Genomic DNA, 12963 nt, shown 5'->3' with positions numbered 1-12963 from the left:
TACGCAAGTGGACTCTAAAGGTGAACGGGCGACCAGGCGACGCGGCGCGGAACTCGAGGCCGCCATCCTCGACGCAGCGTGGGAACAACTGTCACAGCGCGGATACTCGGGCTTCACGTTCGAGGCCGTCGCCGACCGCGCCGAGACCAGCCGACCCGTGCTGTACCGACGCTGGCCGACGCGCGCCGACCTTCTGAAGGCGGCGGTCGAACACCACGGTGCCGGACAGGACACCACCGCCCCGGACACCGGAAACCTCCGCGACGACCTGCTGACCGCGCTGCGTCGGTCCAACGCACAGCGCTCGGACTTCCTGGTCCTGATGAGCGCCAGCCTCGGCGGGTACTACGAGGAGACCGGCCTCAGCCCGCGTGACGTCCGCGAATTCCTTCTCGGGAGGCACCGCCTGGCGATCGAGGACATCCTGGAACGCGCCGTCGAGCGCGGCGAGGCCGACCCCGAGCGCCTCACTCCCCTCGTGCGCGCGGTCCCGTACAACCTGTATCGCCACGAGGTGATGATGTCCCTCCATGCCGTGCCCGACGAGACGCTCGAAGCGATCGTCGACGACGTCTTCCTCCCCTTGGTGACACCGCGAGATCGTTGACGCCGCCGCACCTGGCATGCTTGTCACGCGCCCCCATAGCCCAAATGGCAGAGGCAGCGAACTTAAAATTCGCAAAGTGTCGGTTCGAATCCGACTGGGGGCACCATCGGATCGTCCCTCCCTCATCCGCGGCGCCTCACCGACGGAGCCACAGAACAGTCACAATACAGCGGGCACCCTGGCCGAATCGGGCGAACGTCGCGTACTACTAAGCCATGAACACCGACGTCCGACACCGTCTCGCCCTTGCCGGCTGCGCTGCGGTCGCGACGCTGGCACTCACCGCCTGCGGCGACGCCGAGCCCTCGTCGCCGCCGACACGCACCACGCCCGTCACCACCGTCACGGTCACCGACGAGCAGGGCTCGCCGACACCGACCACGCAGAACACGTCGCCGACACCGACCGCCGAGGCCGTCCCCACCGCACGACTACCGCTCAGCGCGCCGGCCGTCGGTGCCGCGCTGACCGTGACCGACATCCGAGTCGGCGCCCACTCCGGCTACGACCGCGTGGTCGTCGAGTTCGGCGGGACGGGCACGCCCGGCTACGACCTCCGCTTCACCGACGACCCCCGACAGGACGGCAGCGGCGATCCGGTGTCGGTGCCCGGCCGCAGCGTGATCCAGCTGGTCATCAACGGCGTCCGGTATCCCGGTGACACCGGCATCCCCGAGTTCACGGGACCGAAGCCGGTCCCGGGCGCCGGGCAGGTGACGCAGGTGAACTGGTTCGGCGTCTTCGAAGGGCAGCAACGACTGTTCATCGGGGTCGACGCCGACAAGCCCGCGGTCCGTGTCAGTACGTTGACCTCTCCCACGCGACTGGTGCTCGACATCGCGCACTGACCGGCGAAAAGCCGATCAGTCCCGCAGCGCCCGCTCCACCAGGTGCAGCGCGGCGGAGGTCGCCAGGGTGCGGACCGTCGCACGGTTCCCGGGGAAGACCCGGGTCACGGTGACGGTGTCGCGGCCGTCGATCGCCAGGCCGAAGCAGACGGTGCCGACCGGCTTGCCGGGGCGTTCGCCGCCGGGGCCGGCGATGCCGGTGGTCGAGACCGCGATGTCGGACCCGAGGACGCGGCGCGCGCCCTCGGCCATCTTCGCCGCGACCGGCTCGCTGACGGCGCCGAGCTCGTCGATCAGTTCCGCGGGAACGCCGAGAACTCCCGACTTCACCTCGTTCGCGTACGACACCACGCCGCCGAGCATGTACGCCGACGACCCCGGCCGGTCGGTGAGCGCAGCGGCCACCATCCCGCCGGTGCACGACTCGGCGGTCCCGATGGTGCGGCCGTCGAAGAGTCCGGCGAGGACGGCGTCGATCGTCGAGCCGTCGGTGGAGTAGACGCGGTCGCCGTGCCGCGACAGCAGCTGGGCCTCCACCTCTCGGTAGGTCGCGGCGGCACCCACCTCGAACCGGGAGACGATCTCGAGTTCGCCGCCGCTCATGCAGGTCGTGATCTCGAGCGCGTCGAAGCCGTCGACCGTCTGTTCCAGGTCGCGGAGGGTCACCGCGAGGTCGGGCTCCGACAGCCCGTAGGCGCGGACCGTGTGCTGGTCGTAGGCGCCTCGGCCGGCGATGGCCGCTGCGACCGCGGGCGTGGCCACCGCGCTGGGCCACATCGCCTGCACCTCGTGCGGCGGGCCGGGGAGGACGAGGATCGCCGGAATGCCGTCGGTGGCGTCGACGGCGACTCCGGGTGCCGTACCGGTCGGCGGGATCGCCTCGGCACCGACGGGGATCAGCGCCTGCTTGTCGATCGCGGCGACGATGGACGCGGGCAGCGGATCGCTGTACTTGCGCCAGTTCCGGATCACCGACTCGATGGTCTGCCGCATGTCCGGGTCGGTGCGCAGCTCGCGGCCCGTGAACTCGGCGACCGCCTCGACGGTGAGGTCGTCGGCGGTGGGACCGAGACCGCCGGTGGTGACGATCAAGTCCACGCGCTGGTCGGTCAGGAACTGCAGCTGCGCTGTCAGGTCGTCGGGACGGTCGCCGCAGACGGTGATGTGGGCGACGTCGACGCCGAGTTCCAGCAGTCGGGCCGACACCCACGGACCGTTCTGATCGGAGATCCGACCGCTGAGGACTTCGGTTCCGGTGACGACGATTCCCGCGCGTGTGCTCACGCTTCGAGGTTACGTCGCGGAACTCGACCACGCGGTCCGTCACGCCGTCCCACCCGGCCGCCGCGCCGCTGCGGCGCGCTCCGTACCGTGGTCCCATGCGCGGCACGACCTTCTGGAAGACCTTCGCGAAGACCCTCCCGGTCCTCCTGCTCACCGGCATCGTCGGGCCGGTCTTCCTGATCCTCTACGTCGTCGTCGACGAGGCGCCCGCGTGGCTGCTCTGGTCCGGTGCGGTGATCGTCGCGATCCTGGTGGCCGTCGTCGCGGCGATGGTGTTGTCGGTGACCAGGAACGGCCGACTCCGCGCCGCCCTCGACGCGCACGGCGTTCCCGCAATCGGCCGCATCGTCGACGCGCGGGAGACGGGCACCGAGGTCGACGGCCGCCGCGTGATGGTCCTGGACCTCGATGTCGAGGGCCCGCGCGTGGACCGTTTCACCACCCGGTTCACGACAACCGTGCCCGTCTCCGCGGCCGCCGCGCTCGACAAGGGGCTGCTGGGCGTGTTCGTCGGCGACGACCGCGTCGTCGCGACCGATTGGAAGGCCACCGCGCTGTACACCGGCCGGAGGCCTGCTCGATTCGTGTCCGAGTCGCGGAACAAGACCTACGACTTGACCGGCCGCGCCGACGAGCTCCTGCGCATCGTCGACGTCCTCCGCAGGCACGGCATCGCGCTGGGCGGCGCCCTCGACGTCCGCGACGACCCCGAGGCGCGCACCGAGATCCAGGCGATCGTCGACGCGTTCGCGGCCGATCACGACGCCTCCGAGACCAAGCGGGAGACCGTGTCGCGGCGCCTGTCGGACCTCGACGACCTGCTCGGCTACGGGCAGATCACCCGCGGCGAGTACGACTCGCTGCGCGCCCGGATCCTGAACTCGATCTGATCGGGGCGCGACGGCGGTGTCGACCGCACCGCGCACGCCGTCGCGCCAGACGCTCGATGCCCGCCACCACCAGCGGCAGGGCCAGGACCATGATGATCAGCCGCAGACTCTGCACCGTCGCGATCAACGCCATGTCGGAGTCGGCGGAACTCGACGCGCTCGCCACCACCGCGTTGATGCCGCCCGGCGTGGTCGCGAGGTACGCGTCGGACAGTGCCACCCCGGTCATCTGCGCCACGCCGAGAGCCAGCAGTGCGACGGCGACGCACATGCCGACGATCGACGCGGTGATGGCCGGGAGCGCGCGGGCCAGTCGCCGCCAGATCTGCCGGTTGAACATCAGCCCCACCTCCAACCCCACGACCACCAGCAGGAGTTCCTTGAACACCCCCTGCGGTGCGAAACCCCGGCTGAGCTGGGTGCCGCCGATGATCGCCGCCACCACCATCGGCCCGATCAATCCACCGCCGGGCATCCCCAACCGCTTGCCGAGCCACATGCCTGCCGCAGCGAGGACGATGGCCGTCGACAGACCGGCCACCTGGTCGCCGCGCCCCACCAGTTGCAGCAGACTCTCCGGCACCGTGCCCGCCGAGCCGGTGTCGCCGGCGAGCGCAATCATCACGAACGGCGCACTGGCGCTGACAATCAGGACGCGCGAGTACTGCATGAACCCGACGACGTCTTTGCGGGCGCCGAAGTCGTCGCACATGGTGACCACCGCGGACGAGCCGCCGGCCATCAGCCCGAGGACGGCCGTCGACCTGTCGATGCCCGGCGACCACCGGCTCAGCGCCCACGCGAGGACCAGCGACAGCGCGATGGTCAGGACCGACACCGCGACGAACGGCAGCAGCGCAGGTCCGACGGCTCGGATCGCCTCCACGTTCAGGTAGCCGCCGAGCATGACGCCGATGAACGCCTGCGTCCAGCGGCTCATGTCGCCCGGCACCGCGACGCCGCGCACACCGATCATCCGCACCGTGACGCCGAGAACCAGGGCCGCCAGCAACGACGGCGCCGGGACCCCGACGCGGGCGGCGAGCTCGGCCAGCACCCACGCTGCCGCGATCACCACCACGTAGCGCGCCGGCCGCGGCACCCGCCTCCACTTCGAGTCGCGGGCCGGAGCAGTCGGCACCGCAGGAGCGGGAAGCGGATCGTCGTCGGGTGCCTCGACGCGCTCGATCGTGGTTGTCACGCCCCGGTTCTACCGGCGTCATATGACATCGAGGCGAGCATCGAGTGACCATCGGCCGAACGCGACGGCAATCCGCGGGCGACGCGCGGATCCGTGCGTCACACTGCCGATCCGGGTGTCGGCATCGACACGAAATCGCACCTCCCCGACCGCATATCGCGTGTACTCAGCCGTTCGACCGTACTTTCGCGCGCCGTCGCCACCCGTCCGCCGAACTCGACTTACGCTGATGACATGACCATCAAGCCGGACACCAAGGACTGGACCTGGGTGATCGCGCTGCGCTGCAGCGAATGCGGTTTCGACCCCGCCGAGTTCCGACGTGCCGAGATCTGCGAGCGGATCCTCGCGACGGTCGACGGCTGGCGCGAGGTCCTCGCGCGCCCGGACGTGACCCACCGCCCGAATGCCGACACGTGGTCGCCGTTGGAGTATGCGTGCCATGTGCGCGATGTGAACGCGGTGATGACCGAGCGGCTGGAGATGATGCTGCAGACGCAGCCGGTGAACTTCGCCGACTGGGATCAGAACTCGGCCGAGGCCGAGGCCGGATACAACGCGCAGGACCCGGAGACCGTGGCCGACCAGTTGGAGGCCGCCGCGAAGGGCTTCGCCGAGCTGTATCGGGTGGTTGGCGACGACGACTGGGCGCGGCAGGGCATGCGCAGCAACGGATCTCCGTTCACCGTCGAGACGCTCGGCATCTACGCCGTCCACGACCTCGAGCACCACCGCGTCGACGTGGGGCTGCCCGCTCGCGCCTGACCGCTAACGCGCCCCGACGTCCGCGGATCGTCCTATCGTGGAGTCGAGGGAGGTGTTCGCCATGACCACAGCACTCGTTCTCTCCGGTGGCGCGAACCTGGGTGCCATGCAGGTCGGGATGCTACGGGCGCTCGCCGAGATCGAGGTGGAGCCGGACTTCCTGGTCGGCACATCGGTCGGCGCGTTGAACGCCGCGTTCATCGCCGACCGCGGTCTCCGGCTCGACGTCGTCGACGATCTGGACACCATCTGGCGCGGCCTGCACACCTGGCAGCTGTTCCGACCGAGTCCCAAGCAGATCGCGCTGGCGCTCCTCGGCCGCAAGTCCGCACTGTTCAGCGACCAGGGCATCCGTCATCTCACCGAGAAGTACCTGAGCTTCGATCGCATCGAGGACACCCGGATCGCATCGAGGACACCCGGATCCCGCTGACGGTGGTCGCGACCGATCTGGTGACCGGCAACGAGGTCGACATCCACGAGGGACCGGCGTCCGACGCGATCGTCGCCAGCGCCGCGATCCCGGGCTTGATTCCGCCGATCGACTGGAACGGGCGACTCCTGATCGACGGCGGGATCGCCGACAACACCGCCATCTCGAATGCCGTGGAGGGCGGCGCGGACACCATCTACGTGCTGCCGTGCGGCTATCCGTGCGCACTCGCCGATCCGCCGAAAGACGTGCCGGCGATTCTGTTGCACACGATGACGCTGCTCATACACAAACGACTGCTGCGCGACATCCGCGAGTACACCGACGCCGCCGACCTGATCGTGCTGCCTCCGCCGTGCCCGCTGACCATCGGCCCGATGGACTTCTCTCACGCCGACGAGCTCATCGAACGCGGTTACGAAGCCGCCGCGAAGTTCCTGGACGTCGACGGTGGTCGGCGGGAGTTCCCCGCCGACCACATCGCCGTTCACGTTCACGCCCCCGACAAGGAGCCGATTCCTCAACCGTTGAATTGATCAGCCGTTGAACTGTGCCGGGTGCGGGCCGGTACGACCGTCGGCCTCGAGCGCGTTGATCGCGTCCATCTCGGACTCGGTGAGGTCGAAGCCGAACAGGTCGAGGTTCGACGCGATGCGCGACGGCGTCACCGACTTCGGGATCACGATGGTGCCGTTCTGCACGTGCCACCGCAGGACCACCTGTGCCGGGCTCACCTCGTGGCGCTCGGCGGCCTCGACGACTGCCGGAGCTGTCAGCGCCGCACCCTGCGCGAGGGGGCTCCACGCCTCGGTCGCGATGCCGAGACGGCGGTTGGCCTCCACGGTCTCCCTGTTCTGCAGCGTCGGGTGCAGCTCGATCTGGTTGACGGCCGGGATGGCGCCGCCCAGTGCCGCGACGCGGTCGAGGTGCTCGGGCAGGAAGTTCGAGACGCCGATCGCCCGGGTCTTCGCATCGCCGAGCGCCGAGAGCTGCTGCCAGCTGTCGAGGTAGTCGTCGGTGGCGGGTGCCGGCCAGTGGATCAGGTACAGGTCCACCTGATCGAGGCCGAGGCGTTCGAGGCTCGCGTCGAGGGCGGCCTCCGCCTTGCCCGCACCGAGGTCGGCCAGCCACAGCTTGGTGGTGATGAACAGCTCGTCGCGGGCGATGCCGGATGCTGCGATGGCGCGGCCGACGCCGGCCTCGTTGCCGTAGATCATCGCGGTGTCGATGCTGCGGTAGCCCTTCTCCAGTGCGGTCTCGACGGCGGCCTGCGCGCCGTCGTCCGGTACCTGGAAGACACCGAACCCGACCTGCGGCATCACGACGCCGTTGTTGAGGGTGATGTTCGGAATGGCGGACATACTTCTCCTAAGAGTCTTGTTGTGCTGAAGTCGTGTTGTTCTGAGCGTGCGGTTCCGGTTCTACGGTGTCAGGCGACGCCTGCGGGCGCACGCTGAGCGGACTCCGCTTCCGGCGTACCAGATGCGGCGTACTCTCCGTCGGACATCCTGGTCGCGGCGAGGAAGACCAGCAGGCCGCCCGCGGTGATGAGGGCGCCGACCCACAGCGGCGAGGTGTAGCCGAGACCCGCCGCGATGGTGAGGCCTGCGACCCACGCGCCGAAGGCGTTGCCGACGTTGAACGCGGCGATGTTGGTGCCGGAGGCGAGGGGGGCGCGTCGGTCGCAAAGTTCATGATGCGCATCTGCAGTCCGGGGACGGTCGCGAAACCGAGGGCGCCCATGAGCACCAGCGCGATGACGGTGGCGATCTGCGAGGTCGCGGTCGCCGCGAAGATCCCGAGGACCACGGTGAGGGCGATGAACAGGACGATCAGGGTGCGCGGAGGGTTCTTGTCCGCGGCGCGACCGTCGAGCAGGTTGCCCGCGAAGAGTCCGACGCCGAACAGGACCAGCAGCCACGGGACGGCCGACGAGCTGAAGCCGCTGACACCGGTGAGGGTGAAGGCGATGTAGCTGAACGCGCCGAACATGCCGCCGTAGCCGAGGACGGTGACGATCATGGACAGCCACACCTGGCGGCTGCGGAAGATGATGAACTCGTCGAGGGCACTGCCTGTGCGTTCCGGTGCCGCGGTGGGCTTGACGAGAACACCGATGCCGATCAGTGCGGCGACGCCGATGACGGTGATGGCCCAGAAGGTGGCGCGCCAGCCCGCGGCCTGCCCCAGGAAGGTGCCGAGCGGGACACCGAGCACGTTGGAGACGGTGAGGCCGGCGAACATGATCGAGATGGCGGCGGCGCGACGGTTCTCGCTGACGAGGTCGGCGGCGACCACTGATCCGATGCCGAAGAAGGCGCCGTGGCACAGGGCCGCGACGATGCGACCGGCGAGCATCAACTCGTAGGTGCCTGCGATCGCCGACACCATGTTGCCGATGATGAACAGGACCAGGAGGCCGAGCAGGGCCTTCTTCCGGTCGACGCGGCCGAGGACCGCAGTGAAGATGATGGCGCCGATCGCCACCGAGAGCGCGTACCCCGAGATCAGGTACCCGGCGACCGATTCGGTGACACCGAAGTCGGCGGCCACCTCGGGCAGGAGGCCCATGATGCCGAACTCGGTGAGACCGATGCCGAAGCCGCCGAGGGCGAGCGCGTAGAGCGCGACTGGCATGACTACTCCTCAAGACTGTGTGTTCGTGATGTGAAACCGCGTTTGCAATCACCAGCGTGTGCAGTAATTGCGTACGCAACGGTTTAAATAGTTGCACACGCCGGTTACCTTCGCAAGGTGCTACAGTGAATCAGCATCAGAAAGGGCTTTGACATGGGAATTGCCGACGACGCCGTCGAGATCCGGGCACGCGGGTGGCGCACACTCGTCGCACTCCACTCGCTGATCGAGACCAAGCTCGAGAAGGCACTGCAGTCCGAACACGGACTGTCGGTCGTCGAGTTCACAGTGCTGGACGCCCTCAGCAGACAGGACGGCTGGCACATGCGGATGCAGCAGTTGGCCCGCGCGGCCGCCCTCTCCAGCAGCGCCACCACACGCTTGGTGACCCGCTTGGAGGATCGCGTCCTGCTGACGCGCATCCTCTGCGCCGACGATCGACGCGGGATCTACACCGAACTCACCCCGGCAGGCATCAAGCTGCTCGACGAGGCGCGCCCCACGCACGACCGCATCCTCGAGGAGGCGCTCACCGAGGCCGAGGAGCAACCCGAGCTCGCCTTCCTCGCCGAGGCTGTCCATTCGCGAATCCCCGCCGCGACGTAGCCCGCACCACCCCTTGCCGATCGAGCGAGCCGCCCCTTGCTGATCGAGTAAGCGCGCGAGCGCAGCGAGCCCGCGCATCGAGATCGCCGCGGGCTGGGTCGCGCAGGCCCACTCAGGCCGGCGTCACCGCACGCTTGATCCGCACGCAGCAGTACCCGTCGTGCGGTTCGAGCCGAGCCCGCCCAGCCGCACTGCCGAGTGCGCCCGACACCAGATCCAGGTTCATTCCGCACACCAGTCCGGTGTGTTCCTTGGCGAGCGCATGGAACGGGCAGTTCACCAGGACGATGTCGTCGCCCTCGATGCGCGGTTCGTAGCCGGCTTCGGCGAGCAGCGTCATGAGTTCCTCGTCGGTCGCCCCCTCGGGCAGCCCGAGATCGCGACCGAGGTCGGCGGCACTGCGCGCCAGACACGCACGCGGCGACTCCCCCGTCCGATCCGCGTCCTCCACCGCTTGAGCCAGAAGCGCGCCCGCGACGTCGTACGACCGTCCCGGGAGTTGCACGCTCACCTCTCGCCGACTGCGCCGATACAGCTTCGACGGCCGCCCGGCACCTGGACCGGTCCGTCCGCTGCGTCGTGCGTACTCGACGTCGAGCAGGCCGGCATCCGCCAGCTTCTCCAGATGGAAGGCCGCTGTCTGCCTCGGGATCCCGAGCGCGGCGCTCACCTCGTCGCGACTGAGCGCGTCGCGCTTGGGGCAGACGAAGTCGTAGATCCGACGCCGGGTCGGTTCGTCGAGTGCCGACACGGCCGCCACGTCGTCCCGGTCGGGCAGGGACCGACGGAACCGCGAGAAGAGAGCCATGACCCCATTGTAAAACCAACATCTGTGGGCGTAATGTCAGTTCTAATAGCAACGACTATGAATTTTAGAGGTGACTACGATGGATGAGCTCCACGAGCAGGCAAAACACCCGGCCAGCGCAGCGATGGCAGGTCCGTATGGACATCCGTTCCACCCGATTCTCGTGACGATTCCGATCGGCGCGTGGGTCACGAGCCTGGTCTTCGACATCGCCTCGCACGTCGTCGACGACCCGGCCTTCCTGAACCGCGGCGCGCTCTGGCTCATCGGCATCGGAGTCCTCGGCGCCCTCGCCGCCGCCACCGTCGGCTTCCTCGACCTGCTCGTCATCCCGACCGGCACCGAGGCCTTCCGCACGGGGATCTGGCACATGAGCTTGATGCTCGCCGTGACCATCGGCTTCGGGTTCGCCTTCTGGTGGCGCGCGGTCGGATCGCTCGACGACGCCGTCGCCTACGGCCCAATCGCACTCAGCGTCGTCTGCCTCGTCGTCCTGACGATCGCCGGTTCGCTCGGCGGCAAACTCGCCTACCGCTACGGCGTCCGCGTCGTCGCCGAGGCCGAACAAGCAACCGGTTTCGTCCGGTGATTTCAAGTCACAGCCCACACCTCAACGTTTGGAGCAGAACACTATGAACATCGCAGCCCTGATCCTCTGGGTGATCACCGCCGGAGGCGGTTTCGTCCTCCTCGCCAAGTGGCTGGCGGGCGGCGGCGCGAAAGCAGGCACCACCTCCCGGCTCCCCGCACCCGTCGTCTTCGCACACTTCCTCGTCGCCGCCGTCGGCCTGGTCCTCTGGATCGTCTACCTGGTCTCCGACGTCGACGCCCTCGCCTGGGTCTCGCTGGTCCTGCTGGTGCTGCTGGCGCTGACCGGCTTCGGCATGGTGGCCCGCTGGCTGCCGAGCCTCTCGAACGACGCCGTCGACCCGCCGGAGAAGTCGTTCCCGATCGCCGTCGTCGGCGCGCACGGCCTCTTCGCCGTCGCCACTCTGGTGACCGTCCTGCTGACCGCCATCGGCATCGGCAGCTGACCCGATCGCACGCCGACCTGCGCTTGCCTACCGACCGGTAATCCCGGCGGTGGGCAAGCGCGCTCAGCAGGAGAGTTACCATCAGAGCCGTGAGTGAATCAGCTTCAGCCCCCGAATTCCTCTACTCCGACCTCCTGCCGATCGGTGAAGACGAGACCCCGTACCGACTGATCACCAAGGAGGGCGTCTCGACTTTCGAGGTCGACGGACAGACCTTCCTGAAGGTCGATCCCGAGGTGATCCAGAAGTTGACCGCGGAGGCGATGCACGACATCAGCCACTACCTGCGGCCCGCGCACTTGAAGCAGCTGCGCAAGATCATCGACGATCCCGAGGCCTCCGGCAACGACCGCTTCGTCGCCCTGGACCTCCTCAAGAACGTCAACATCTCCGCCGGTGGTGTCCTGCCGATGTGCCAGGACACCGGCACCGCCATCGTCATGGGCAAGAAGTCCGAGGGCGTGCTGACCGGCGTCGAGGACGGCGAGTGGATCTCGAAGGGCGTGTACGACGCCTACACCAATCTCAACCTGCGGTACTCGCAGAACGCGCCGATCACCATGTACGAGGAGCGCAACACCGGAACCAACCTGCCCGCCCAGGTCGAGATCTACGCGACCGAGCAGGGCCCCAAGGGTCCCGAGTACAAGTTCCTGTTCATGGCCAAGGGCGGCGGCAGCGCCAACAAGTCGTTCCTGTTCCAGGAGACGAAGGCCATCCTGAACCCCAAGCGCCTGCTGACCTACCTGGACGAGAAGATCCGGTCGCTCGGCACCGCGGCCTGCCCGCCGTACCACCTGGCCGTGGTCATCGGCGGCACGTCGGCCGAGTTCGCGCTCAAGACCGCGAAGTACGCGTCGGCCCACTACCTGGACTCGCTGCCCACCGAGGGCGACATGACCGGCCACGCCTTCCGCGACCCGGAGCTCGAAGAGGAGATCTTCAAGCTGACGCAGTCGTTCGGCATCGGCGCCCAGTTCGGCGGCAAGTACTTCTGCCACGACGTGCGCGCGGTCCGACTCCCCCGCCACGGCGCGTCGCTGCCCGTCGCGATCGCCGTGTCGTGCTCGGCCGACCGCCAGGCGCTCGGCAAGATCACCGCCGACGGCGTCTTCCTGGAGCAGCTCGAGACCGATCCGGCGCAGTACATGCCCGACACCGGCACCGCCCAGGACATCGCGGGCGGCGAGGTCGTGGAGATCGACCTCAACCAGCCGATGGAGGAGATCCTCGCCGAGTTGTCGAAGCACCCGGTGAAGACCCGCCTGTCGCTGACCGGCCCGCTGGTCGTCGCCCGCGACATCGCGCACGCCAAGATCAAGGAGCGCCTCGACGCCGGCGAGCCGATGCCCGAGTACCTGAAGAACCACCCGGTGTACTACGCCGGACCCGCCAAGACCCCCGAGGGCATGGCGTCGGGTTCCTTCGGCCCCACCACGGCCGGTCGCATGGACTCGTACGTCGAGCAGTTCCAGGCCGCGGGCGGCTCCATGGTGATGCTCGCCAAGGGCAACCGCTCCAAGGTCGTCGCGGAGGCGTGCAACGCGCACGGCGGCTTCTACCTCGGTTCCATCGGCGGCCCCGCCGCCCGTCTGGCCCTCGACTGCATCAAGAGCCAGGAGGTCCTGGAGTACCCGGAGCTCGGCATGGAAGCCGTGTGGAAGATCGAGGTCGAGAACTTCCCCGCCTTCATCGTCGTCGACGACAAGGGCAACGACTTCTTCACCGACCCCAGCGGCAGCGTCAGCATCCCCCTGAGCGGCATCCGCGTCCGCTCCAAGGAGCGCTAGACCGGCACGGCCTCGCCTGAACAAAAGATCTCGGCCCCCGAATCCACCTCACAGATGGAT

Annotated in this window: 12 protein-coding genes, 1 tRNA gene and 2 pseudogenes; 10 read left to right on the top strand and 5 right to left on the bottom strand. The window is 68.4% G+C overall.

Going from position 1 to position 12963, the window contains the following annotated elements; translation table 11 throughout:
• Positions 1 to 7 precede the first annotated feature (7 nt).
• The 3 genes from ACH46_RS05150 (at position 8) to ACH46_RS05140 (ending at position 1455) form a co-directional block, all read left to right on the top strand.
• Positions 8 to 607 (top strand): TetR/AcrR family transcriptional regulator, encoded by a 600-nt coding sequence (locus ACH46_RS05150; protein ID WP_062391976.1) that lies wholly within the window; start codon positions 8 to 10, stop codon positions 605 to 607.
• A 29-nt stretch (positions 608 to 636) separates the two neighbouring features.
• Positions 637 to 713, top strand: a tRNA-Leu gene (locus ACH46_RS05145).
• Between the two features lie 109 nt (positions 714 to 822).
• Positions 823 to 1455, top strand: coding sequence for an AMIN-like domain-containing (lipo)protein (locus ACH46_RS05140; protein WP_062391975.1), 633 nt, complete (start codon positions 823 to 825; stop codon positions 1453 to 1455).
• Positions 1456 to 1470: 15 nt separating this feature from the next.
• On the opposite strand, the gene ACH46_RS05135 is transcribed toward ACH46_RS05140, so the two are convergent.
• Positions 1471 to 2739, bottom strand: coding sequence for a competence/damage-inducible protein A (locus ACH46_RS05135; RefSeq protein WP_062391974.1), 1269 nt, complete (start codon positions 2737 to 2739; stop codon positions 1471 to 1473).
• 95 nt (positions 2740 to 2834) lie between these two features.
• Between ACH46_RS05135 and ACH46_RS05130 the strand changes: the two genes are divergently transcribed.
• Positions 2835 to 3629 carry a hypothetical protein gene (locus ACH46_RS05130; protein ID WP_062391973.1) on the top strand — a complete coding sequence of 265 codons (795 nt, stop codon included), beginning with the start codon at positions 2835 to 2837 and terminating at the stop codon, positions 3627 to 3629.
• Here ACH46_RS05130 and ACH46_RS05125 read toward each other — a convergent pair.
• On the bottom strand, positions 3577 to 4830 hold the full coding sequence (locus ACH46_RS05125; RefSeq protein ID WP_082399404.1) for an AbrB family transcriptional regulator: 1254 nt from the start codon (positions 4828 to 4830) through the stop codon (positions 3577 to 3579). The two genes, ACH46_RS05130 and ACH46_RS05125, sit on opposite strands and share 53 nt — an antisense overlap.
• Before the next feature lie 234 nt (positions 4831 to 5064).
• Here ACH46_RS05125 and ACH46_RS05120 point away from each other — a divergent pair, with 234 nt between their 5' ends.
• Together ACH46_RS05120 and ACH46_RS21560 are read left to right on the top strand one after the other, a co-directional pair.
• Positions 5065 to 5595 carry a DinB family protein gene (locus ACH46_RS05120; RefSeq protein WP_062391972.1) on the top strand — a complete coding sequence of 177 codons (531 nt, stop codon included), beginning with the start codon at positions 5065 to 5067 and terminating at the stop codon, positions 5593 to 5595.
• Between the two features lie 61 nt (positions 5596 to 5656).
• Positions 5657 to 6564: pseudogene (locus tag ACH46_RS21560) on the top strand (patatin-like phospholipase family protein).
• Here the strand turns inward: ACH46_RS21560 and ACH46_RS05110 are convergent.
• Both ACH46_RS05110 and ACH46_RS05105 read right to left on the bottom strand, forming a co-directional pair.
• Positions 6565 to 7389 carry an aldo/keto reductase gene (locus ACH46_RS05110; RefSeq protein ID WP_062391971.1) on the bottom strand — a complete coding sequence of 275 codons (825 nt, stop codon included), beginning with the start codon at positions 7387 to 7389 and terminating at the stop codon, positions 6565 to 6567.
• Positions 7390 to 7457: 68 nt separating this feature from the next.
• Positions 7458 to 8665: pseudogene (locus tag ACH46_RS05105) on the bottom strand (MFS transporter).
• 153 nt (positions 8666 to 8818) lie between these two features.
• Between ACH46_RS05105 and ACH46_RS05100 the strand changes: the two are divergent.
• Positions 8819 to 9271, top strand: coding sequence for a MarR family winged helix-turn-helix transcriptional regulator (locus tag ACH46_RS05100; RefSeq protein ID WP_062391970.1), 453 nt, complete (start codon positions 8819 to 8821; stop codon positions 9269 to 9271).
• Positions 9272 to 9383: 112 nt separating this feature from the next.
• Here ACH46_RS05100 and ACH46_RS05095 read toward each other — a convergent pair whose 3' ends face one another.
• Positions 9384 to 10079: a helix-turn-helix transcriptional regulator gene (locus ACH46_RS05095; RefSeq protein WP_120298696.1), complete on the bottom strand. Its 696-nt coding sequence runs from the start codon at positions 10077 to 10079 to the stop codon at positions 9384 to 9386.
• A gap of 79 nt (positions 10080 to 10158) precedes the next feature.
• Here ACH46_RS05095 and ACH46_RS05090 point away from each other — a divergent pair, with 79 nt between their 5' ends.
• From ACH46_RS05090 to ACH46_RS05080, 3 genes are all read left to right on the top strand, one after another.
• Entirely contained in the window at positions 10159 to 10668 is a 510-nt protein-coding gene (locus tag ACH46_RS05090; protein WP_062391969.1) for a DUF2231 domain-containing protein, read from the top strand.
• A gap of 43 nt (positions 10669 to 10711) precedes the next feature.
• Positions 10712 to 11113, top strand: coding sequence for a hypothetical protein (locus ACH46_RS05085; protein ID WP_062391968.1), 402 nt, complete (start codon positions 10712 to 10714; stop codon positions 11111 to 11113).
• Positions 11114 to 11202: 89 nt separating this feature from the next.
• A complete protein-coding gene (locus ACH46_RS05080; RefSeq protein ID WP_062391967.1) occupies positions 11203 to 12903 on the top strand; it encodes a fumarate hydratase in 1701 nt (566 codons plus the stop codon).
• Positions 12904 to 12963: the final 60 nt, after the last annotated feature.

The organism is Gordonia phthalatica, from assembly GCF_001305675.1.
Lineage (GTDB): Bacteria > Actinomycetota > Actinomycetes > Mycobacteriales > Mycobacteriaceae > Gordonia > Gordonia phthalatica.
Note: the sequence above shows the minus strand (reverse complement) of the source record. Positions and strands in the feature narration are given on the sequence as shown.

Bases quoted from the DNA above. Each gene is read 5' to 3' on its own strand.
- ACH46_RS05110 (WP_062391971.1), bottom strand. From the start codon at position 7,389: ATGTCCGCCATTCCGAACATCACCCTCAACAACGGCGTCGTGATGCCG.
- ACH46_RS05120 (WP_062391972.1), top strand. From the start codon at position 5,065: ATGACCATCAAGCCGGACACCAAGGACTGGACCTGGGTGATCGCGCTG.
- ACH46_RS05100 (WP_062391970.1), top strand. From the start codon at position 8,819: ATGGGAATTGCCGACGACGCCGTCGAGATCCGGGCACGCGGGTGGCGC.
- ACH46_RS05085 (WP_062391968.1), top strand. From the start codon at position 10,712: ATGAACATCGCAGCCCTGATCCTCTGGGTGATCACCGCCGGAGGCGGT.
- ACH46_RS05090 (WP_062391969.1), top strand. From the start codon at position 10,159: ATGGATGAGCTCCACGAGCAGGCAAAACACCCGGCCAGCGCAGCGATG.
- ACH46_RS05095 (WP_120298696.1), bottom strand. From the start codon at position 10,079: ATGGCTCTCTTCTCGCGGTTCCGTCGGTCCCTGCCCGACCGGGACGAC.
- ACH46_RS05130 (WP_062391973.1), top strand. From the start codon at position 2,835: ATGCGCGGCACGACCTTCTGGAAGACCTTCGCGAAGACCCTCCCGGTC.
- ACH46_RS05140 (WP_062391975.1), top strand. From the start codon at position 823: ATGAACACCGACGTCCGACACCGTCTCGCCCTTGCCGGCTGCGCTGCG.